The organism is Streptosporangium sp. NPDC006007 (genome assembly GCF_040614315.1).
In the GTDB taxonomy this organism is placed as follows: Bacteria; Actinomycetota; Actinomycetes; order Streptosporangiales; family Streptosporangiaceae; genus Streptosporangium.
In genome coordinates, this window is the sequence record NZ_JBEXUG010000039.1 from 24850 (window position 1) to 45879 (window position 21030).

The following is a 21030-nucleotide window of genomic DNA, read 5'->3' on the forward strand; positions in this document are numbered from 1 at the left end:
GGCTCCGCGACCGCCGCGGAGCCCTCTTCCCTTCTCCTTTTCCCTCTCCCCGCCGTCCCTGCCGCCGGTCAGGGCCTCTCGGCGGGAGCCCCGGCAGCCGATCGTCCGGCCCTCCGGCCGCAGACGGCGGCCCGCGTCAGCGCCGCCGCCGCCGGGTAGTTGTGGTAGAAGAGGCCGCCGACGACGCCACCCGCCGCGAAGAGATCACCGATCCGGTGGCCGCCGACGTGCAGGACCGCCATGTCGGTGTCCGTGGTGATGCCGCCGTAGGTGAACGAGATCCCGGAGGTGACCTTGTAGGCGACGAACGGCGGCCTGTCGATGGGAAGCGCCCAGTGCGACTTCGCCGGCTGTCCGGCCGGTGCCGCCCCGAGGTCCTCCGGGAGGCCGTCCGGTGTGGGGGTGGCGCAGGCCTCGTTGAAGCGGGCCACCATTGCGGTGAACCGGTGCGCGGGCACGCCGATCGCGAGCGCCAGCTCCTCAAGGGTGTCGGCGACGGTCGGGTGGCCGTGCGAATAGTAGTGCTGCTGGAGGTTGTGGCTCGTCCGGGCGTCGAAGACCTGATAGGCCAGGCCGGCGGGCTGATCGCAGATCGCCGCCCCGACCTTCGTGTAGGTCATCGTGAACAGGTCCTCGCCCTCGTCGACGAAGCGTTCCCCGAGCTCGTTGACGAGGATGCCGTCGGCGTAGGAGTAACGCTCGCTCCGGGGTGAGCGGTCCAGGTCCCCGACGAGGGGGATGTCGGCGTCGGTGGGCACCGAGTGACAGCCACCCCAGTGGCCGCCCGGCATGGCCCCTATCTCAAGGGCGCGGGTGAGGCCGAGACCGGTGTTGTATCGGCTGCCGCGCACCGCGACGAGGTCCCATCCCCGCCCGAGATACTTGCGGCGCATCTCCGGGTTGGCCTCGAAACCGCCGCTCGCCAGGACGACCGTGCCGCGCTCCTCGACCGGCCGGCCGCCCACCATGGCGTGGACGCCGGCGACACGGCCGTCCTCGACGAGGAGGTCTTGGAGTACGGCGTTGTAGCGGATCGTGACGCCGGCGTCCTCGGCCGCTCCGAAGAGGGACTCCATGAGTCCCTCACCGCTGTCGTGCGCCGCCACACAGGCCCCGGGGTCGAGGGTCGTCGAATCCGTCGACCGCACCTCCTGGACGTGGGAGAACTTGAGGTTGAAGCCCAACGACACCCCGTGCGCCCGGAGCCAGCGCAGGGTCTCGAACGACGTGTCGACGACGAGGTCGAGCTCCTCGGGGTTGGACCGGTTGTGAGAGGTCCGGAGGATGTCGTCCCGGAAGTCCGCGCGGGTGTAGGGCGCGATCCGGAGGCGTGCGGCGTCGGGGTCGGACGCGACGTCGATGAGAAGCTCAAGGGCGAGCTCCCCGTCATGGTGCAGGCCGTCGTGCGCGAAGCGGAAGGATCCGTTGGAGAAGCGGCTGTTGCCGCCGCGCGCGTCACGGGGCGAGGCTTCGAGGACGAGGACTTCCGCCCCGTGCTCACGGGCGCTCAGCGCCGCGCAGAGACCGGCGAGCCCGGCCCCGACGACGACGACCCGGCGGGATGCTGTGGTCATGAGAGTGCTTTCCGGCGCCGTGGAATGGGAGACCGCACCGCGCCTCAGCTGATGTCGCCGGCGCTGCGGGCACCGTCGATCGGCAACGCCACGCCGGATATGCCCCTGGCGTGGTCGGAGGCGAGGAAGGCGTACGCGAGCGCGACGTCCTTCGTCTCAAGGAGGATGTCCAGGGGCATGGACGCGCCGGGGTTCGCGTGGAGGCGTTCCCGGAAGTTCGCCAGCGCCTGCTCGTCGGGGAAGACGTTCGCCATGAAGCCGGTGTCGATCGTCGAGGGGCACACGCAGTTGACGCGGATGGCCGGGGCGAGCTCGATCGACAGCGCCTTGGTCATGGTGATGACAGCGGCCTTGGACGCGGCGTAGATCGACGACTGAGGGCGCGGGAAGAGACCGGCGACCGAGGCCGTGTTGAGGATCACCCCTCCCCCGCTGCGGCGCAGGAGCGGCACGGCACTCCGGACGCCGAGGTAGACGCCTTTGACGTTGATGTCGAAGACGCGCTCGAAGTTCGCGATGTCGGAGTTCTCGACGGGCGACTTCGGGCTTGAGATCCCGGCGTTGTTGACGAGGACGTGCAACGCGCCGAACCGCTTCTCGGTGAAGGAGACCATGTCCGACACGGAGCCCGGGTCGACGACGTCGACGCGCGTCGCCGCGGCGAGCTCACCGATGTCGGCGGCCACCCGCCCGGCCGCCTCGACGTCGCGGTCCGCGACGACGACGCGGCTGCCGCATTCGGCGAAGAGACGCGCGGTGGCCTCGCCGATCCCGCCGCCGCCCCCGGTCACGAGGGTCACCTTGCCTGAGAAGTCGTACATGGGGATCTCCTGGAAGTCGAGAGGGTGATGCGGGGATCGTGTCATCGGCGGGGCGGCGTGGCGGCGAGGGCCCGGTCGGCCATCTCGACGGCGTAGAGGGCGATGCCGGTGCTCGGCGCGTCGTTCGGGGACAGGCTCGTCGTCATCCGCAGGAAGCGCTTGACGAGCTGGATCGAGGCCTGGTCGTAACCGGCGACCTGGTTGGCGATGGCCGTGACCTCGTCCGCGAGGGCGGCCCTCGGGACGTGCCGCGCCGCCAGGCCGAAGGCGACCGCCTCCCTGCCGTCGAGCTCGCGTCCGGTGAAGATGAGGTCGCCGAGAATGTGCTGGGGCAGGACGTATCGGTAGTGGCTGAGGACGATCGTCGGCGGGATGCCGTGCGGGATCTCCGGGAAGGACAGGACGGCGTCGTCCGCGGCGACGACGATGTCGCACCGCGCGGCGAGGGACAGCCCGGCGCCCTCCGCGCGTCCGTGGAGCGCGGCGACGGTCACGGCGGTGCACGAGCTGAGGGCCTCGTTGGTCCGCTGGATCAGCTCGAACTCGGCGGTGATGGCCTTCGGGTTCGTGGGAGCCCCGGGGACGCGTTCGCGTCCGAGGGAGAAGTCCTCCCCCGCCGCGTCGAGGACGACGACGGAGACCGGGTCCGGTCCGGACCGGGCCTCGGCGAGGGCGTCGGTGAGGGCGTTGAGCACCTCGGCGTTGAGCCGGTTCCCCTGGTCGGGCCGGTCCAGGGTGACGCGCAGGACGCGGTCGGTGCGCTGGGTGCGAAGGCTCATGCCGGGACGCTCTCCTTGATGACGGGTTCGTTGAGGATGAGGTCGCTCACGCCGATGCGGGGCGAGCCGTGGGCCGCGGTGTCCTCGCGGTGCCGGGCGAGGTGGGCCGGCGTGTGAACGGCCTGCTCGTCGTCGAGCATCTGGCGGGCGAAGGTATAGACGAACGCGCACCGGGCGTACCGGCGGAAGGTATAGCTGCGGAGCATTTCCTCGACGTCGGCGTCGGTGCGGGTCAGCTCGTCGGCGAGGACGAGGCCGTCCTCCGCGGCCATCGCCGCGCCCTGGGTCAGATGGGGCGGCACGACGTGGGCGGCGTCGCCTCCGAGGACGACACGCCCGGAATACCACGGCCCCGGGATGAGGAGAAGCTCAAGGGGGCCGTAGACGATGTCGGAGCCGGGGCCGAGGCGGTCGCGCGCGGCGGCGACGTAGCTGCCGTAGCCGGCGAGCCGCTCGCGCAGCTCGACGTGGAGCGTGGCCTGGTCGAACCACACCTCCGGGTCCTCCCGCCGGATGTGGAAGAGATACATGAGGTTCTCGTCCAGGGGCATCGCGCCGGTCTTGGACCCGATTCCCTGGAGGAACTCCATCGCGTCGACCTCGGCGGGCCGGGGCTCCTGGATGCGCCAGGCGCCGTAGCCGGAGGGCCGCGGGTGGAAACGCCCGCCGAAGATCGCTTCTCGGGTCGTCGAACGGATGCCGTCGAAGCCGGCGACGACGTCGGCCGTCTCGACCGTCCCGTCGGAGAGCGTCACCCGGACCGAGCCGCCGGTGTCCTCAAGGTCCGTCACCGTCGTGGCCATCCGGATCGACGCGCCGGCGCGCAGCGCGGCGCCGTACAGGATCGTGTGGAGCCGCCGGCGGGTCAGGGCGCAGACCGGGGGCGTGGTGGCGTCGCCGAGGAGGAAGGGGTGCTCGACGACGAGGTTGCGATCGTGGTCGAAGTAGCGCATCGCCCGGTAGACGAAGCCCGCGTCGAGGACCTGGTCGAGGACACCGAGGTGGCGGTAGACCCGGAGGGCGTTGGCCGGCTGACCCAGGCCGACACCGGGGAGGGAGAAGTCCGCCTGCTTCTCGACGAGGGTGACCTCGACACCACGCTGCGCCAGTGCCGTCGCGGTCGTCAAGCCGCCGACACCGCCTCCGACGACGAGGACCCGTCCGACTCGCCCCATGGTGCTCGTTCTCCTCCGTCAGTGGGTTGGTGGGACCGTCAGCGTAAGAGAGGGGGCGAGGCCACGAAAAAGCAATGCTTCGTATGCGCGGGATAGCCCACGTCTATGCCCTCGGAAGTCCTGGGGGCCGACGGCTCAGGGGGTCGTGGACGGGGCGGCCCGGCGGGGCCGAGTGGCATAGCCGACACCTATCCCGCCCATAGGGAGATGTGCCTTCTCCGCCGGTCCGGCGGTCTCCTAGGCTTCGACGGACGTCAGGCATGCGGGAGCCGGCAGCGGCCGTCGGCGAGGCCGGCGTCGCGGCGGTCCGCCACCGGCCGAACCGGCCCCGTCGCCCGGGAGGGCGCGTCTCGAAAGGAACTCGGTGAGCATTTACCCAGGGGCGAACGAGTCCGAGGTCGAGGTTGACGGCGACGTCGTACCCTACGTCGACTCCGTCCGGTCCAAGGGCGAGCCGCGGCCCATCGTCCTGGTCCACGGCAGTGGTGGTACGGCCCGCTCCCACTTCGGTGCGCTCTTCCCGATGCTCGCGAGCCGCCGCCGGGTCATCGCCCTCGACTACGGCTCCGTCCCGGCCCCCGGCCGCGAGCTGACCCTCGACGCCCTCGTCGCCAAAGTCCGCGCGGTGCTCGACGACGCCGTGCCCGGCGAGCCGGTCGATCTTGTCGGCTACTCACTCGGCGCCGTCGTCTCGATCGCGCTCGCGGCCGAGCGACCGGAGCGCTGCGCGTCGCTCACCCTCATAGCCGGGTGGCTGCGGACCGACTCCCACCAGCGGATCCGCAACCGGGTGTGGCGCACCCTCTTCGAGGCCGGATCCGACGCGCTCGGCGCGTTCGCCGTGCTCAACGCCTACAGCGCGCAGTACCTCGCCAAGTTGAGCCCGGCGGAGGCGGAGGCGCTCGCCGAGCGCTCGTCCCCCGGGCCGGACCGCGCGCGGCAGATGCGGCTCAACGCCGAGGTGGACGTGCTGGAGGCCGCGACCAGGGTAAGCGCTCCCACGCTGATCATCGGGTGCGACCACGATCAGATCGCCCCCCCGCACCACAGCCGGCAGATGCTCGGCGCCATCGGCGACGCGAGGATGGCCCGGGTGCGCGCGGGCCACGCGGTCCTCACGGAGCGACCTGCCGAGGTCTACCAGCTCGTCGACGCCTTCACCCAGCGACCGGACGAGTACCCGGCGGGCGCCCACATCCCGCCGATCGTCGTCTGATGGCCGCGGTCCACGATCTCGTCCAGCCCCGCCGGGCGGCCACCCAAGAACCCATGGACAGTCATGACGAGAGATAAGAGGAGGACGCGGTGACGGCGTCGACGCACGAGGGGCCGGAGCGGTACGAGGTCATCATTGTCGGGACCGGATTCGCGGGGATCGGCCTGGGAACGCGGATGAAGCGTGCCGGGTATGAGTCGTTCGTCATGCTTGAGCGGGCGGACGACGTCGGCGGCACGTGGCGCGACAACACCTACCCCGGGGCCGCGTGCGACGTGTCGTCGCACCTCTACTCGTACTCCTTCCGGATCAACCCGGACTGGACGCACGTCTACTCACCGCAGCCGGAGATCTTCAAGTATCTCAAGGACACGGCCCGCGAGGGCCTGCTCGACCACATCCGGTTCGGCAGCGAGGTGACGGACGCCGACTGGGACGAGGAGGCCGGCGAGTGGCGGGTCGTCGCGGGCGGCAGGGAGTTCGCCGGCCGTGTCCTCGTCCTGGCGAGCGGACGCCTGTCCGATCCGAAGATGCCGGACATCCCCGGGATCGACTCGTTCTCCGGAACGTTGTTCCACTCCGCGGCCTGGGACCACGACGCCGCGCTCGACGGGCTGCGCGTCGGGGTCATCGGGACCGGCGCCTCGGCTGTCCAGATCATCCCCGAGATGGCGAAGGTCGCCGGTCACCTGACGGTGTTCCAGCGCGGCGCCGCGTACGTGCGTCCGCGGACCAACCGCGCGTACACCGAGGTGGAGAAGCGCACCTTCGAACGGTCGCCCGAGGTCGTCGAAGCCCTCCGCGAGGATCTCTTCTGGGCCAACGAGGCACGCCTCGTCGAGCGGCAGGCGCTGCCGGCCCTGCTTGACAAGGCGTCGGCGGACGCGCACGCGCACCGCGAAGCCCAGGTCAAGGACCCGGTGACCCGCGAGCTGCTCAAACCGGACTACGTGTTCGGGTGCAAGCGAGGCCTGAAGTCCAACGACTACTACCCGGCGTTCAACCTGCCCCACGTCACGCTCCAGGCGTCGGGTATCGAGCGAATCGAGGGGGCGGTCGTCCACGCCGTGGACGGCCGGACCCACGAGCTGGACGTCCTCGTCGCGGCGACCGGCTTCGAGGCGACCGACCTGCCGATCTCCTACCGGGTGCGGGGGGCCGGCGGCCGGGCTCTGTCCGAGGCGTGGGCGACCGGGATGCAGGCCTTCGCGACGGTCTCACCCCACGGCTTCCCCAACCTCGTCGTCATGGGTGGACCCAACACCGGTCTCGGGCACAACTCCGCCATCTACATCATCGAGTCCCAGGTCGACTACATCCTCGGCGTTCTCGACTTCCTCGCCGAGGACCCCGCCCGGGTCGTCGACATCGACGCGAAGGTCGAGGAGGAGTTCATGCGTAACCTGGAGACGAAGATGGAGGGGACCGTCTGGCTGTCCGAGGGCTGCCAGACATGGTACGTCGACTCCAGGAACGGCCGGCTCACGAGCCTGTGGCCCGACTTCGCCCACAGCTTCCGCCGTGAGAACGGCGTCTTCGATCCCTCCCCGTACATCGTGTCGACCGCGCCCGGACGGTCGGGAAGTGAGGCCGGCAATGGCTGAGGCACAAGGATCCCCGACCCGGCGTGACAGTGAGGGGGCGGCCGGCCCTCGGGTCCACCAGGTCCTTGCCCGGGGAATCGCCGATCTTGGGGTGAGCACCCTGTTCGGCCTCATGGGCGACGGGAATCTCTGGCTCATCGACTCCTTCGTCAAGGAGCGGGGCGGGACCTACGTCGGGGCGACGCACGAGGCGAACGCGGTGCTCATGGCCAGCGGCTTCGCCCAGCGTTCGGGCGGGATCGGGGTCGCGACGGTGACGCACGGCCCCGGCCTGACGAACACGGTGACCGCCCTGACCGACGCGGCCCGGGGCCGGATCCCGATGGTCGTCATCGCCGGCGACACCCCCGCCGAAATGCGCGACCACAGCCAGAAGCTCGCTCAGCGCGAGGTCGTCATACCGACGGGTGCCGGGTTCGAGCTCATGCGCTCACCGGCCACGGCCCTGGTGGACCTCGCGACGGCCTTCCGGCGCGCGGTGGCCGAACGGCGCCCCGTGGTCCTCAACATCCCGCGGCAGCTTCAGCTCGCCGTGACGGAGGACGCCGGCACCGTCGTGATCCCGTCCGCGCCCCAGTCGCCCGGACCGGACCCCGAGGCCCTCGACGTCGCGCTGGGCATCGTGGCGAGCGCGCGGCGTCCTCTCATCCTCGCCGGTCGGGGTGCCGAGCACGCCCGGGACGGACTCGTCGCCCTCGCGGACCACATCGGCGCCCTGCTCGCGACGACGCTGCAGGGTCAGTCGATCTTCCAGGGACACGCCTACGACCTCGGCCTGTTCGGCTCCCTGTCGACCGAGACGGCCCTTGAGGCGATCGGCGAGGCCGACTGTGTGATCTCCTTCGGGGCGGGTCTGAACCGGCACACGACGGTCGAGGGGGCCCTCCTGTCCGGGAAGGCCGTCGTCCAGTGCGACATGCACCCCGAGGCCCTGGGGCGTTACGCGCCCGTCGACGCGACCGTCCTCGGTGACGCCGGCCGGGTGGCCGAGGCCATGCTGACGAGCCTCGTCGAGGCGGAGATCGGCGGTGACCGGGCCCGCGACGAGTCGCTCGCCCGGCGCCTGGCGGAGGAGCGGGAGCGCACGCTCGGGCACGACTCCCCCGAGGGGCCGCTCGACGTGCGTGCGGCCCTGGCGCAGATCGCCCGCGCCATCCCCGAGGGACGGTCGGTCACCACCGACCTCGGCCGGTTCGTCATCGACGCGTGGAAGGCGGTAACGGTCACCGCCCCGCGCGCCTACGTGCACACGAACAACTTCGGATCCATCGGCCTCGGCATGGGGTACGCGATCGGGATGACGTACGCGCGCCCGGACGAGCCGGTGGTCCTGGTGACCGGTGACGGCGGGTTCATGATGGGAGGGCTCGCCGAGCTGGGGACGGCGGTGCGCCACGGACGTGATCTCATCGTCGTGGTCGTCGACGACGGGGCCTACGGCGCCGAGCACGTGCAGTTCCGCAACCGGGGCCTCGATCCCGATCTCACGACGTTCGCCTGGCCCGATATCGCCGGAGTGGCTCGCGCGCTCGGCGCCGAGGCGCTCACGGTGCGGGTCCCCGCCGATCTGGACGGTGTCGCCGAGTTCGTGCGCACGCGCCGCGGCCCGGTCCTCATCGACCTGATCGTCGCGCCGGAGGCCGTACTCGCCCGGGGCTTCGCCTGAGCGGAAAATCGGACAGGTAGTCTGTTGGGAGCATGAAAGCAAGACCAGTGATCGGTGAAGCGGTCAGGCGAGATCGGGGGCAGGCCACTGGTACCGCACGATCGAACGCGGGCGGCAGCGCCGTCGGGGCTTACGGCGCCCACCGGTTGGTGAGAGAAAGTGGCCAGGCCATGACGAAACCGCCCGACGTCGGCATGTCTCGATTCGACCTGCGCCGGGTGGATCTCAACCTCCTCGTCAGCCTGCACTACCTGCTCCAGGAGTGCCAGGTGACGGCGGCGGCCGAGCGGATGTCGGTGAGCCAGCCCTCGATGAGCGCCTCGCTGGCCCGGCTGCGCCGGTTGCTCGACGACCCGCTCATGGTCCGCGCCGGTCGCCGGCTCGTCCTCACGCCGTACGCCGAGGGCCTGCGCGACCAGGTCGCCGCGGTCCTCCGCGAGATCGAGTTCACGCTTTCGACGCGACCGGTCTTCGACCCGACCTCGGAGTCACGCCAGTTCGTCATCGCGGCGACGGACTACATCACCCTCGTCCTCCTCAAGGACCTCGTCAGCGACCTCAGCATGTCGATGAACATCCACTTGGAGGTGCAGCCGGTCATGGCCAGCCACCTCGACGACCTGCGCAACAACCGGATCGACATGATCATCACGCCGCGTGAGGTCATGGGGGAGGTCACCGACCTCCTCAGCGCCACCCTCTTCCGGGACCGCTTCGTCGGGGTGGCGAGCGCGCAGAACGACGCGATCGAGGGCCTGACCACGCAGCGGTTCTCCCAGTTGCCCTACATCGCGTACCGGTCGGACGGGAAGCGTTCGAACGTCGACGGGCAGTTCGACCTGCTCGGGGTTTCGCGCAACGTCCAGATGACGACGGAGAACTTCGTCGTCGTCCCCCACATCGTCACGGGGAGCAATTTCATCGCCATGGTGCACGAGCGGCTCTGGCGTTTCATGCCGAGCTCGCTCAATCTCAAGCTCTTCGAGTCCCCGGTCGCTCTGCGGCCCGTGACCCAGGCCGTCTACTGGCACCCTCGCCGGATGGACGACCCCGCGCACCGTTGGCTGCGTGAACGGATCGTCCGGATGAGCCGCGCTCAGCCGTAGTTCCGGCCCGGGCCGCGGGAGGGGCGTCCGGGGCCCGGGCCGGTGGTCAGGAGACGAAGGCGACGGCGCGCCGGCCACCCGGCGTGTTGCGGCTCCTCGTCAGGCGCAGCTCACCGCGGGAGACCACCGTTGTCACCGCGGGCAGGTCACCGAGCGCGAGGGCGTCGAAGGCGGTGCCGGCGCGGGAGCCGAGGGGCGCGTCGAGGACGACGAGGTTGGCCGGACGGCCGACCTGGAGAAGACCCTCCGCCAGGCCGTAGACCGCGGCCACGTGACCGGTCGAGGCGCTGAGGGCCTGGCGGGGCGTCAGCGGGCCGAGCGAGCAGAGTTCGGCCATCTGGCGCAGCATCCCCAGGGGAATGACGCCGGTGCCCGTCGGGGTGTCCGTCGCGATGAGGACCCGCTCGAACTGGTCGTGCTCAAGGGCCTTCTCGGCGATGTCGATCGCCGAGGCGAGGTTGCCCGCGTGAACGAGCTGGAGGGCGGTCCCGGCCCCCTCCACGACGATGCGCGTGTTCTCCTCGGGGCTGAGTGACGTCGGTCCGCCGTTGACGTGGCCGGCGATGTCCGGCCGCATCGCCAGGAGGACGTCGACGTCGATCTTCTCCAGGCTTCCGGCGATCGAGCCGCCGCCCGAGTGACACATGACGACGATCCCCGCCTCGCGGGCGGCGTGGACGACCGGGACGTACGCGGAGGGCGTGGCGAAGGCGCCGAACCCGGCCTTGGCCATCCAGACCCCCGCCTCCCGGAGCTCGGCGAAGTCGGCGGCCGTGAGCCCCGGTTCGAGGATGACGGATCCGGCGTGGACCGTCATGCCGCCGGGGAAGTAGTCGCGGTAGCTGTGGGCCGCGGCGATCGCGAGGGCCTTCACCCCGACGACGCTCGTCGGGCGGCCGGGGACGTGGACCTCGGAGGCCGAGACGCACGTCGTCGTCCCACCGTGGACGTAGCTCTCCAGGAACCCCACGGTGTTCTGCCGCGGCGTGTAGTCGCCGAAGGTGGTGTGGACGTGGGAGTCGATGAAGCCCGGCACGACGGTCTGGCCTCGGACGTCGAGGACGACCTCGTGGTCGTCCGGGCTCACGTCGCCGCTGTCGCCGATCCACGCGATCGAGCCCCCCTCGACGACGATCGCGTCGCCCGGGAGGGCGGTGCCCGACGCGGTGCCGTCGTGCGAGTCACCGACGTTGGTCAGGGCAAGGGTCATCTGGTCCGCCTCTGTGGTGGGTGCGGCCGTCGTCGGACCGCGCGGAGTGCTCTCGGAGATTCAACCTGTTCGTCCGGGAGACAGGTAGACGCACTTGCCTATGGCGGGAATAGGCAGGTGCGATGACACCTGGGAAAGGGCTGCGGGCCGGCCGTTCCGGGAGCCGGGCTGTTCGCGCGCGGCGGAGGTTCCGGGGAGCTACCCCAAAATGCCATATAGCCCCAATTTTGGTACGAGTGTGATCAACACCACAAATGCGACATCAATGCCACCGGTACATGTCAGCGCATAACCGAGGGCTATCCCTCGCATAGGCAGGCGCAGCTTCCTCGCTTCCAGCAAGGGACATAGCGTGTCCGTACCCAGAGGCGTCACCACTCGGTCACGGTCTGATCCTTCGAGGGGGCCGGGTGCCCATCTCCTCCAACTCCTCCAAGCCCCTCGGGCCTCGACGGCCCCAGACTGAAGAAAGTTGGATCGCATGACAACACGGCGCGCCCGACGACGCTCCACCCTCCCGCTTGTCCTCGCAGGCTCCCTGCTCCTCGCCACCGCCTGCTCGGGCGGCGCAGGCGACGCCGCGAGCTCCGCCGGATCGACCGGAACGGACCGGGAGATCTTCAACATGCTACCGGACTCGATCAAAAAGTCGAAAGTCATCAAGGTCGGCGTCTCCCCGAACTCACCGCCCCTGATCCACGCCTCGGGCGACAAGAACGTGGGCATCATTCCGGACCTGGCCGCCGAGGTCGAGAAGAAGATGGGCGTCAAACTGGAGATCATCGGAATGGACTACGCGGGACTCATTCCGGCGCTCCAGGCCAAGCGGATCGACATCAACTGGAGCGTCATCAACGACACCGAGGAACGGCAGGAGACGATGGACTTCGTCGACTTCCTCCGCTCCGATCACGGCCTGCTCCTCCACAAGGGAAACCCGAAGAACATCACCGACGCCGACTCTCTCTGCGGGACGCGGGCGGGAACCGTCAAGGGGGGTCTCGACCAGGTATTCCTTGAGGAGCAGAAGAAGAAATGCGCGGCCGAGGGCAAGCCGGAAATGGAGATTCTCCTCTACAACAACCGGCTCGGCATCCAGACGGCGATGCAGTCGGGAAAGGTCGACTCCTTCCTCGGCATCAAGCCCTCGCACCAGTACCAGGCCAAGACCGTGAAGGACGGCACCGTCTTCGAGGTCGCCGACGCGACCTTCCTGCCGGGCATCTTCGGCATGGCCCTCCTCAAGGACAACACCCGGCTCCGCGACGCCATGCAGGCCGCGCTGAAGGACACGGTCCGCGACGGTGAGTACACCAAGATCCTCGACAGGTACGACATCGGCTCCTCGGCGCTGACCGAGGACGAGATCCTCGTCAACGGGGTCGGGAACGGCCTGCCGTGACCTCTCCGACCACCGCCACCCAGACGGAGACGGGTTCTCCGTCTGGGGCCTTCGAGCCCATCAAGGCCGTGCCCGTACGCAAATACGGGCAATGGGCCATAGCCGCCATCGTCGCGCTCTACGCCGCGCAGCTCATCGTGTCCGTAGCCCGCAACGAGACGCTTGAGTACGGGGTCGTGTGGCGGTATCTGTTCCATGAACAGGTCCTCAAGGGCATCCTCGTCACCTTCGAGCTGACCTTCGCCGCCGGCATCCTCGGCACCCTCATCGGGACGCTGGTCGCCGTCGCCAAGCTGTCGGGCAACCCGATCCTCCGAGCGGTGAGCGGCTTCTACACGTGGTTCTTCCGCGGTGTCCCGCTGCTGTCGCTCGTCCTCATCATGGGCAACTTCGCGATCCTCTTCTCCCATCTGAGCATCAGCCTGCCCTTCACCGACGTTGACTTCCTCCGAGTGGAAACGAACTCGGTTTTGACGATCTTCGTAGCGGCCTGGATCGCCCTCTCCCTCCACGAGGGGGCCTACATGGGGGAGGTCATCCGCGGCGGTCTCGTCGGTGTCCCCCAGGGGCAGCGCGAGGCGGCGCAGTCCCTCGGCATGTCCGACGGACTCGTCATGCGCCGCGTCATCCTGCCGCAGTCACTGCGCACCGTCGTCCCTCCGATGAGCAACCGGTTCATCATCCTGCTCAAGGAGAGCTCCCTCGTCTCGGTCATCGCCGGAGGCGAGCTGATGAACGCGGTGACCGACCTGTCGACGTCGAACTACCGCGTCATCGAGATGTTGATGGTGGCCACGCTCTGGTACCTCTTCTTCGTCTCGCTGCTCACCTTCGGACAGCGCGTACTTGAGCGGCGCCTCTCACGTGGCTACTCCCGCTGAGCTCCCGGCGCGAGAGATTGGACCGACCATGACGGAATCACCGACCACCGAGCGGGACGACCAGGGGCCGACCGCGACGGCACCGATGGTCACGGCCGAGGGCGTGCACAAGTTCTACGGTGACCACCACGTCCTCAAGGGGGTCGACCTTGAGGTGGAACGCCAGGAGGTGATGTGCATCATCGGGCCGTCGGGCTCGGGCAAGTCGACCTTCCTGCGGTGCGTCAACCGGCTTGAGACCATCACCGCGGGACGCATCCGGGTCGGCGGGGAGCTCATCGGCTACCGCGAGAAGAACGGGCGCCTCCACGACATGCGGGCCAAGGAGATCGCTCGGCAGCGGCGGCGCATGGGCATGGTCTTCCAGTCCTTCAACCTGTTCCCCAACATGACGGCGCTGGGCAACGTCATGGAGGCGCCCGTCCGGGTCAAGAAGATGGCCCGGGCCCGGGCCGAGGAGATCGCTCGCTCCTCCCTGGCCCAGGTGGGCCTGGCCGACAAGGCCGGCGCCTATCCGTCGCAGCTGTCCGGCGGACAGCAGCAGAGGGTGGCGATCGCCCGGGCTCTGACGATGAATCCCGAGGTCATGCTCTTCGACGAGCCGACCTCGGCCCTCGACCCCGAGCTCGTCGGCGAGGTGCTCGACGTCATCCGCTCTCTCGCGAGCTCCGGCATGACGATGATCGTCGTCACCCATGAGATCTCGTTCGCCCGCGACGTCGCCGACCAGCTCGTCTTCATGGACGCCGGCCTCGTCGTCGAACGGGGCGACCCACGTGAGCTCCTGAGCAACCCGCGGCACGAGAGAACCCGTCAGTTCCTCGCCGCCGCGGGGACACCGTAGGCCGAGGTGGTGTGGCCGATCGCCGGGAGATCTCCCCGGTGATCGGCTTTACCGGTTTTTAGGGGGTGGGTGGTCGAGACCGCCTACCTGAAGGTCAAGTCCACTATCGCGGGCGGCCGAATCCTGCGCGCCCGCACTCCGGCCGGCATCACCCGGGAGGGCCTCCGCGCCGCCGGCCGCCTGCCAGGTTCTGTGCTTGGGGGACCGTTTCGGCGAAGAACCGTCATCCGTCCCTCTCGTCGGGGTGGGCCGCCACAGGTTGACCTAGCTGCTAGGCTCTAGTTCTAGAAATCGTGTCAACATCCGAGACGGGGGATGGAGACGGTATTGCAAATCACAGGGCCTCCGGCGCCGGAGACGCTGCACGGTAACCAGGCTGCGCGCAGGCACCGCATTATCAAGACGGCGTTGCGAGCGCTCGCGGACAGCGACTACGAGCAGGTCAAGATCTCCGACGTCGCGCGCGACTCAGGCGTCGCGCTGGGCACGCTCTATCGATACTTCGCCTCGAAGGAGCACCTGTTCGCGGCAGTCTTCGTTGAATGGCAGAAGGCGCTCAAGGTGAAGCTGGAAAAATCCCATCCAGCGGGTGAGACGGAAGCCGACCGGCTGCGGGAAATCTTCTCCCGCTCGATACGGGCGTTCCAGGTGCAGCCACAGTTCTTCCGGGTGCTGATGATGATGGAGACGACGACCGACACCTACGCGGCCGAGGTCTACAGCAGCGCGATGGGCTCGCAGTACACGCAAACCCTGCAGCTGGCCTTCGACGGCCCGATCGATACGAACCGCACAGCGATCATCATGACCATAGAGTCGGTGCTCGTCACCCAGTTGCGGAGCTGGGTCATGAACCGGTCGTCGATCAAAGATGTCTTCCGGAGCGTGGACGACGCCATCAGGTTGATCTACGGTGACGGCCCTGAGGCATAACCGCGTCCCCTGTCTCTCCGCCACCGCTGACCGGATCGGACACCCGTAAGTCCCGGGCGATGGCCGTGCTCGATCCATCACGAGTGAACCTCTCGGCGTCCGGCCCGTGGTCGACGTCATGGTCACAGCGCCCTTTCTCACGCGGGTCGTAACCACCTGACGCCGTACCCCGGGCCGACGCCGTACATCACCGGCCGACCGCGGCCCTGCTACGTGTCCGCGCTCGCGCGCGTCGCGGTGCGCCCGTCGCCGAACGCCTTGTCCCGCTCGGTCAACGCGCTGGTCAGGCCCTTGTCCATGATGTTGCCGAGAAACGCCCTGAAAGTCTCGGTGTGGGTCGCGAGCGCGCACATCTCCGTTCCCGCGTACAGCGACTGGCGCATTCCCATGTAGTCCATCGCACGGTGAATCGTGCGCTTGTTGATCTGGAGGATGTCGGACGGAATCTGCGCGACCCGGCTCGCGACCCTCAGAGTCTCCTCCTCAAGCTTGTCGGCCGGGAACGCTCGGTTCGCGAATCCCCAGTCCGCGGCTTCGACGCCGCTCATGGTGTCACCGGTGAGCACAAGCTCCATACCGCGGCGCATCCCGAGCAGCCAGGCGTGGTACTGCATGTCCGGCACACCGAACCGGACGGCCGGGTAACCGATCTTCGCGTCCTCGGCGACGTACACCAGGTCACAGCCGGTGACGAGCTCGCTGCCACCGGCCAGGCAGTGGCCGTGCACCTGGGCGATCACGGGCTTGCACAGGTCCCACATGCCCGTCCACAGATCCACGACACTACGCTGGTAGCCCGCGAGGCCCTGGTTGCCGTACTCAAGCGAAACGTTGTCGCCCGGGCTCGGGCTCAGGTCGTACCCCGCGCAGAAGCTCGGCCCGTTCGCCCGGATGATGGTGACGCGAACGCTGTCAAGGGCTTCGCTTTCGCGAACCGCGGCGTTGATCTCGGCCCGCAGCCGGCCGCTCAGCGCGTTGCGTTTCTCCGGCCGGTTCAGCGTGATTCGCCGCACGTGCGGCGCCGGCTCGTCGATCTGTACCGTCGACGGCGCGTTCCATCAGCGGCCGCCCGGTGTCGTGCTCGAACGCGGGCACTCCGAGCACCGGGCACAGCAGGGCGTCAAACCGGCCGAACCATTCGCGCCAGACGGCCTCGAACTCCTTTCTCTCGGCCCGCGCGAGCGACCGCGCGTGGTGCGTTCCGCCGGACACCTCACCGATGTCGGCGCCGGAGCCGGCCGACACCGCCGCTCCGATCAACCGCTGAGCAAGCCGCGCCTGCCGCGGAAAGCTCACCGGCGGGTGCTCGTCCTCGACCACCCATCCGTCCTCGCTCAGCCGTGTCGCCGCGACCGACAGGAGCTGTCGTACCTCGCTTTCCACCGGACACGACGGCTCGTCCAGCCACACCCCGACGCGTCCCGGCGCACGCCGCGGCTCGTCGGCCGGAGGGTCCGGACGCCGGCCGGGCGGTTGAGCTCCATCGGGACCGGCGAGGACGGCCAGCGCCAACGCGAGATCGTCCGCGCCGCGGGCGAGGGGGCCGAAGACATTGATATCCGTATCGGCCGTGCCCCCGCCCACACGATCGAGGTAGCCCCGTTGCGGAACCACTCCACCCTGGGCTATCTGAGCCCGATCGACTACGAGCAGCGAACCATCGATAGGGTGCTGCTCGCCGCATGACAACCGGTGTCCATACCTCGGGGCGAGCCCCCCTGGACAAGAAGGTAGGCGTCGTGATGGGGGCGGGGCCGGGCATCGGTCGCGCGGCCGCTCTCGCTCTGGCCAACGCGGGCGCCAGCGTCGTCGTAGCGGCACGCAACCTGGAGCGCTTGGAGACACTCGCCTGCGAGCTCACCGACCAGACCGGGCAGCTGATCATCCCCCTGGAGGCCGACCTCGGAGACCTCACGTCCTGCAAGACCCTCATCGCGGAGACCGAAGAACGCTTCGGCCGCCTCGACGTCCTGGTCAACGTCGCGACCGGCGGCGGACCCAATACGCCGATCATTGACGCGGACTGGGATGGGTGGCGGAGGGCTTTCGAGCTCAATGTGATCGGTAATCTTGAGCTCAGCCGCCTGGCCGCGAAGATCATGATGCAGCACGGTGGCGGCTCGATCATCCAGATCGGCACGTTCGGCACGCACAGCCGGCCCGTTCGTCAGGGGGCGTACACCTCGACGAAGGAGGCGCTGCTGTCCGCGTCACAGACCCTGGCGAAGGAACTCGGGCCGAGAAACATCCGGGTGAACATGGTGACGCCGGGCTACACGACCGGGCCCAATCTGGACAGCCTGTTCGCCGGCGTCGCCCAGCGCACCGGAGAGTCGGTAGGGGAGGTTTCCCAGCGGCTCGCGAAGACGGCCGCGCTCCGCGGCCACGTCGACCCGGAGGACATCGCCGCCGCGGTGCTGTTCTTCGCCGGGCCCGGGGGCGCCCGCATCACGGGCGTCGAACTGCCGGTGACCGCGGGCCAGCGCTGATGTGTGGCCAACCGGCCCAACTCGGGGCCCAACTCGGGGCCCGCCTTCCGGCGTCGACTGGAAGCACGACGATGGTGTGAACCGCCGTCAAGACGCGAGTCCACAGCACCCATGATCAACACAGTGACCCAAACGCCACCGTAGAACGAGAATTCGGTACCGACCGGATACGCCTGGCCGATGCGGTCCTTGTGGGCGGTCGTCGACCCACTCTAATGTTACGGATACGGCAACATCCAACGATGGGCCATCATGATCAAATTGGATTTGAAGTTCAGCTCTTTTGTCTATTCGAACCCGCGTGCGTCTCGGACGCTCGACAGTCCGGCGGGGGGGCGGTAACCGATGTCCACGCCATTCAAGCTCGACCACCTCGCCATCGGGGTGGAGCAGTGGGCCGACGCGTATCCACGCTTCGCCATCGAGTTGGGCGGACGGTGGAGCCACGGTGGCAGCGCCGGTGAGTTCTGGCCCTACCAGCTGACGTATCGCGACAACATGCGGCTCGAATTCATCTCACCCGGCGATGGCGTCGACGGCTTCATGCGCCGCTTCATCGACCGTAACGGTCCGGGTGCGCACCACATCACCTTCAAGGTCCCCTTGCTCGACAGGGCGCTGGAGGAGATCGGCGGCCTCGGCATCTCCATCCTTGGCGGCCGGACCAATATGGACTTCTGGCAGGAAGCCTTTCTGCACCCGAAGCTCGCCGGTGTGGGCACGCTCATCCAGATCGCACAGATCGACGAAGAGGCGATGGATCGGATGAAGATCGGCGCTAGGCGGCCGACAGACTTCCCGGAACGGCTCGGGCCACAGCATGGCGTGACCTGGATCGGCCTGAGCGTCGAATCGCTTGACCGGGCCAAGGATCTTTTCGTCGGCGCACTGCATGGCAACGTCGTCGAGGAGGGGTCAGGGTGGGCACGGCTGTCGTGGGGACCGTCGCGCGGATTGTTGCTGCGCGACGCGAGCGGTGCCCCCGGCGATTCCAAACTCTGGGCGCAAGCGCCTCTCCCCGGTGTCGCCCACCTGATGTTCGGACCCGCGACCCTTTCGGTCGATGACATCGCCGGCAAGAGGGCCGACGCCGATCTACTACCCCAGGATCCGCTGACGCGCCTGCCAGTCTGGATGGTCGATCACCCGGTGATCTCGGACTGACGTTCCGAGCCACCGCGGACGGCCACACCGAGAGCCAAGCGTGATTCGCACTCGAAGGATCACGCGACGGCCGTCTTCATCTCATGACGCCACGCCTGTCACCAGCGAAAGCTCGTACACCACCTCCGCGGCCGCGACCAGGGTGGGTCGTCGAGCGACGCGAACTCGGCGCGCGGCCTTCCCGGGAACTTCCGCTCCGTCTGCGGCTCTCAGGTTTCCCGCTCCAGTTCCACGTGTCGGGGCGGCTGCGCTGATCGGCGGAGACGACGCCGAATACGTTCGGCCCGGCCAACAACTACCGGCGGCTGTTCCGGGCCGGACTCCGTGAATAGCGGTGTTCGAAGGGACCATCCCCGCGTGCGCGGGGAGCATTATCTGCGTGGGCATCTGCCCGGAGTCGCCGCGGGACCATCCCCGCGTGCGCGGGGAGCATCTTTGCTAAGCCAGGAGAGTTTGATGAGATCCGGGACCATCCCCGCGTGCGCGGGGAGCATGGGACCGGCGACTTGCGTCGTGTGCTGCGGGTGGGACCATCCCCGCGTGCGCGGGGAGCATTCGGCGAGGGCCAGCAGCAGCTCCTCGGCCGCGGGACCATCCCCGCGTGCGCGGGGAGCATGACACCTCGCTCGGAGCCCGTCCCGGCCGTTCGGGACCATCCCCGCGTGCGCGGGGAGCATACTCGGTGAGCTGGGGGTTTACCCGGGGTGGGCGTGGATTTCGAGCACTTTTAATGATTCGGACATTTCGCCCATCTTGAGAACAACTCCTGTCCCCACCGGAGAAAGAGCTTCAGCCGCGGGATCATCGGGTCTGCGACCGTCGAGACGGCGTTCATCCAACAGGGCCCGCCTTCATCACCGCCGGTACTTGCGGCGCTTGGCGGCGTTGCTCCAGCCGCTGGGCGGCGGCGCCGAAGAGACCGCCGGCCGGTCCTTCGGCCGGCGGATCAGGACGAGGCCCTCGTGGTCGACCGGGTGCCACTTGTGGTCGTGTGTCTCGAAGGTGAAACCTTGCTCATTGTTGGTGCTGTAGGCCATGAGGGCCCGTCCGGTGTCGGCGTACTGCCGTACCTCCGCCCACAGCACCTCCCGGATTCGCGCCGACGGGCCACCGATGAAGACACCGGGGGATATCTCCATCAGCCAGCGTGTCAGGAAACCGCGAAGCCCGGCGGGGCAGCGGGTGAGGACGACGATCGTCACCAGTCCACCTCGTACACATGGTCGTCGCCGTAGTTGCGGCCAGACTCCACCTCGACACCGCGGTCGCTCTGCAAGGTGACACGGTCGACGTCGTCACCGATGGGATCTGGCGCGGCGTCGTCGACCACGAGGAGACGCTTGATGTCATCCACACATCGCCTCAGCAGACCGATGCGGTTGATGTGGTCGCGAATGGCCCGCCGCGTACGGGAACCCACGTCGTCAGGGCTCTCCGCGGCCACGTCGAACGCGATCGGCAGGGCGATCTCGGTCTTGTACAGGTCGGCGATGTCAAGGACGAACGCCAGCTCGTGCCCCGAATGAATGAAGCCCAGTCCGGGGGCGCAGCCCAGCGCGGTGACGGTTGTCTGGGCGACGCCGTACATGCACTGGGCCGCCGCCGTCACCGCCTGGTTGGCGGGGTCACCGGAGCTGAAGTCGCCCGGCACGTAGACCCGGCCGTTCCAGGGCAGACCGACCCGGGCGGCCTGCGCGCGGTAACAGTCTTTGACCCTGCTGCCCTCCCGGCCGAGGAGTTCGTGCCGGGTGAGTCTGTCCACGTCCTCGCCGGGGAAGCGCATGCGGTACATCTCGCGCGCCACCTCCAGCCGCGTACGGCGGTTGGCCCACTTCGCGGCCTGCGCCTCGACGAGGGCGGAGGAGCGGGTGAGCGAGCGTCCGCCCGAGTAGAAGCGAACGCCTCGTTCACCGACCCACACCACGCCCGCTCCGCTGTCACCGAGCACGCTCATCGCCTGGTGGGTGACGCTCGTGCCGGGGCCGAGCAGGAGCGTCCCGATCGTGGCGGAGGGGATGTGGGTGATGCCGTCGGCGTCCTCCGCGGTGATCGCGTTGTCGTCGCGGTGCAGCTTGCACCGCTCCAGATAGACGAAGGAGATGCGGTCGCCCATGCGGGTGAGTTCGCGCGGTGTGGAGGCGCCGCGCCGCCCAACGGTGGACATGG

General features: G+C 68.7%; 19 protein-coding genes and 1 CRISPR repeat array. Of the genes, 10 read left to right on the forward strand and 9 right to left on the reverse strand.

Translation table 11 applies throughout. The features are described from left to right. Nucleotides 1–68 precede the first annotated feature (68 nt). Genes tcuA through ABZ194_RS24585 form a run of 4 tightly spaced genes read right to left on the reverse strand, consistent with a single transcriptional unit; the run spans nucleotide 69 to nucleotide 4349 of the window. On the reverse strand, nucleotides 69–1574 hold the full coding sequence (gene tcuA, locus ABZ194_RS24570) for an FAD-dependent tricarballylate dehydrogenase TcuA (RefSeq protein WP_355599354.1): 1506 nt from the start codon (nucleotides 1572–1574) through the stop codon (nucleotides 69–71). Nucleotides 1575–1618: 44 nt separating this feature from the next. After that, on the reverse strand, nucleotides 1619–2395 hold the full coding sequence (locus tag ABZ194_RS24575; RefSeq protein ID WP_355599355.1) for an SDR family oxidoreductase: 777 nt from the start codon (nucleotides 2393–2395) through the stop codon (nucleotides 1619–1621). 41 nt (nucleotides 2396–2436) lie between these two features. Next, nucleotides 2437–3174: an enoyl-CoA hydratase/isomerase family protein gene (locus ABZ194_RS24580; RefSeq protein ID WP_355599356.1), complete on the reverse strand. Its 738-nt coding sequence runs from the start codon at nucleotides 3172–3174 to the stop codon at nucleotides 2437–2439. Further along, nucleotides 3171–4349, reverse strand: coding sequence for an FAD-dependent oxidoreductase (locus ABZ194_RS24585; protein WP_355599357.1), 1179 nt, complete (start codon nucleotides 4347–4349; stop codon nucleotides 3171–3173). Before ABZ194_RS24585 ends, ABZ194_RS24580 begins: the two co-directional genes overlap by 4 nt. Nucleotides 4350–4713: 364 nt before the next feature. Between ABZ194_RS24585 and ABZ194_RS24590 the strand changes: the two genes are divergently transcribed. The 4 genes from ABZ194_RS24590 (at nucleotide 4714) to ABZ194_RS24605 (ending at nucleotide 9941) form a co-directional block, all read left to right on the forward strand. Beyond that, nucleotides 4714–5565: an alpha/beta fold hydrolase gene (locus ABZ194_RS24590; RefSeq protein WP_355599358.1), complete on the forward strand. Its 852-nt coding sequence runs from the start codon at nucleotides 4714–4716 to the stop codon at nucleotides 5563–5565. 89 nt (nucleotides 5566–5654) lie between these two features. Beyond that, on the forward strand, nucleotides 5655–7169 hold the full coding sequence (locus ABZ194_RS24595) for an NAD(P)/FAD-dependent oxidoreductase (RefSeq protein WP_355599359.1): 1515 nt from the start codon (nucleotides 5655–5657) through the stop codon (nucleotides 7167–7169). Then, the gene (locus tag ABZ194_RS24600; RefSeq protein ID WP_355599360.1) at nucleotides 7162–8835 is read left to right on the forward strand and encodes a thiamine pyrophosphate-binding protein; all 1674 of its coding nucleotides are present in this window, start codon (nucleotides 7162–7164) and stop codon (nucleotides 8833–8835) included. The genes ABZ194_RS24595 and ABZ194_RS24600 overlap by 8 nt, the downstream gene beginning before the upstream one ends. Nucleotides 8836–9005: 170 nt before the next feature. Next, the gene (locus ABZ194_RS24605; protein WP_355599361.1) at nucleotides 9006–9941 is read left to right on the forward strand and encodes a LysR family transcriptional regulator; all 936 of its coding nucleotides are present in this window, start codon (nucleotides 9006–9008) and stop codon (nucleotides 9939–9941) included. Nucleotides 9942–9987: 46 nt separating this feature from the next. Here the strand turns inward: ABZ194_RS24605 and ABZ194_RS24610 are convergent, their stop codons facing one another. Then, nucleotides 9988–11151: an amidohydrolase family protein gene (locus tag ABZ194_RS24610; RefSeq protein ID WP_355599362.1), complete on the reverse strand. Its 1164-nt coding sequence runs from the start codon at nucleotides 11149–11151 to the stop codon at nucleotides 9988–9990. Nucleotides 11152–11632: 481 nt separating this feature from the next. Here ABZ194_RS24610 and ABZ194_RS24615 point away from each other — a divergent pair, with 481 nt between their 5' ends. From ABZ194_RS24615 to ABZ194_RS24630, 4 genes are all read left to right on the forward strand, one after another. Then, complete coding sequence (locus ABZ194_RS24615) at nucleotides 11633–12553, forward strand: ABC transporter substrate-binding protein (RefSeq protein ID WP_355599363.1); 921 nt, start codon at nucleotides 11633–11635, stop codon at nucleotides 12551–12553. Next, complete coding sequence (locus tag ABZ194_RS24620) at nucleotides 12550–13434, forward strand: amino acid ABC transporter permease (RefSeq protein WP_355599364.1); 885 nt, start codon at nucleotides 12550–12552, stop codon at nucleotides 13432–13434. The genes ABZ194_RS24615 and ABZ194_RS24620 overlap by 4 nt, the downstream gene beginning before the upstream one ends. An 85-nt stretch (nucleotides 13435–13519) precedes the next feature. Beyond that, on the forward strand, nucleotides 13520–14278 hold the full coding sequence (locus tag ABZ194_RS24625; protein ID WP_355599380.1) for an amino acid ABC transporter ATP-binding protein: 759 nt from the start codon (nucleotides 13520–13522) through the stop codon (nucleotides 14276–14278). A 315-nt stretch (nucleotides 14279–14593) separates the two neighbouring features. Continuing rightward, nucleotides 14594–15211, forward strand: a complete 618-nt coding sequence (locus tag ABZ194_RS24630) for a TetR/AcrR family transcriptional regulator (RefSeq protein WP_355599365.1) — start codon at nucleotides 14594–14596, stop codon at nucleotides 15209–15211. A 209-nt stretch (nucleotides 15212–15420) separates the two neighbouring features. On the opposite strand, the gene ABZ194_RS24635 is transcribed toward ABZ194_RS24630, so the two are convergent. Together ABZ194_RS24635 and ABZ194_RS24640 are read right to left on the reverse strand one after the other, a co-directional pair. Further along, a complete protein-coding gene (locus ABZ194_RS24635; RefSeq protein ID WP_355599366.1) occupies nucleotides 15421–16224 on the reverse strand; it encodes an enoyl-CoA hydratase-related protein in 804 nt (267 codons plus the stop codon). Beyond that, nucleotides 16124–16825 (reverse strand): amidase family protein, encoded by a 702-nt coding sequence (locus ABZ194_RS24640; protein WP_355599367.1) that lies wholly within the window; start codon nucleotides 16823–16825, stop codon nucleotides 16124–16126. The genes ABZ194_RS24635 and ABZ194_RS24640 overlap by 101 nt, the downstream gene beginning before the upstream one ends. A gap of 68 nt (nucleotides 16826–16893) precedes the next feature. On the opposite strand from ABZ194_RS24640, the gene ABZ194_RS24645 reads away from it, so the two are divergent. Together ABZ194_RS24645 and ABZ194_RS24650 are read left to right on the forward strand one after the other, a co-directional pair. Beyond that, nucleotides 16894–17700: an SDR family oxidoreductase gene (locus ABZ194_RS24645; protein ID WP_355599368.1), complete on the forward strand. Its 807-nt coding sequence runs from the start codon at nucleotides 16894–16896 to the stop codon at nucleotides 17698–17700. A gap of 345 nt (nucleotides 17701–18045) precedes the next feature. Continuing rightward, a complete protein-coding gene (locus ABZ194_RS24650; RefSeq protein ID WP_355599369.1) occupies nucleotides 18046–18864 on the forward strand; it encodes a hypothetical protein in 819 nt (272 codons plus the stop codon). A gap of 343 nt (nucleotides 18865–19207) precedes the next feature. Then, a CRISPR array of direct repeats spans nucleotides 19208–19541; the repeat unit is 29 nt; unit sequence GGGACCATCCCCGCGTGCGCGGGGAGCAT. Between the two features lie 177 nt (nucleotides 19542–19718). Here ABZ194_RS24650 and cas2e read toward each other — a convergent pair. Both cas2e and cas1e read right to left on the reverse strand, forming a co-directional pair. After that, nucleotides 19719–20066, reverse strand: coding sequence for a type I-E CRISPR-associated endoribonuclease Cas2e (gene cas2e, locus ABZ194_RS24655; RefSeq protein WP_355599370.1), 348 nt, complete (start codon nucleotides 20064–20066; stop codon nucleotides 19719–19721). Continuing rightward, a complete protein-coding gene (gene cas1e, locus ABZ194_RS24660) occupies nucleotides 20063–21028 on the reverse strand; it encodes a type I-E CRISPR-associated endonuclease Cas1e (RefSeq protein WP_355599371.1) in 966 nt (321 codons plus the stop codon). The genes cas2e and cas1e overlap by 4 nt, the downstream gene beginning before the upstream one ends. Nucleotides 21029–21030: the final 2 nt, after the last annotated feature.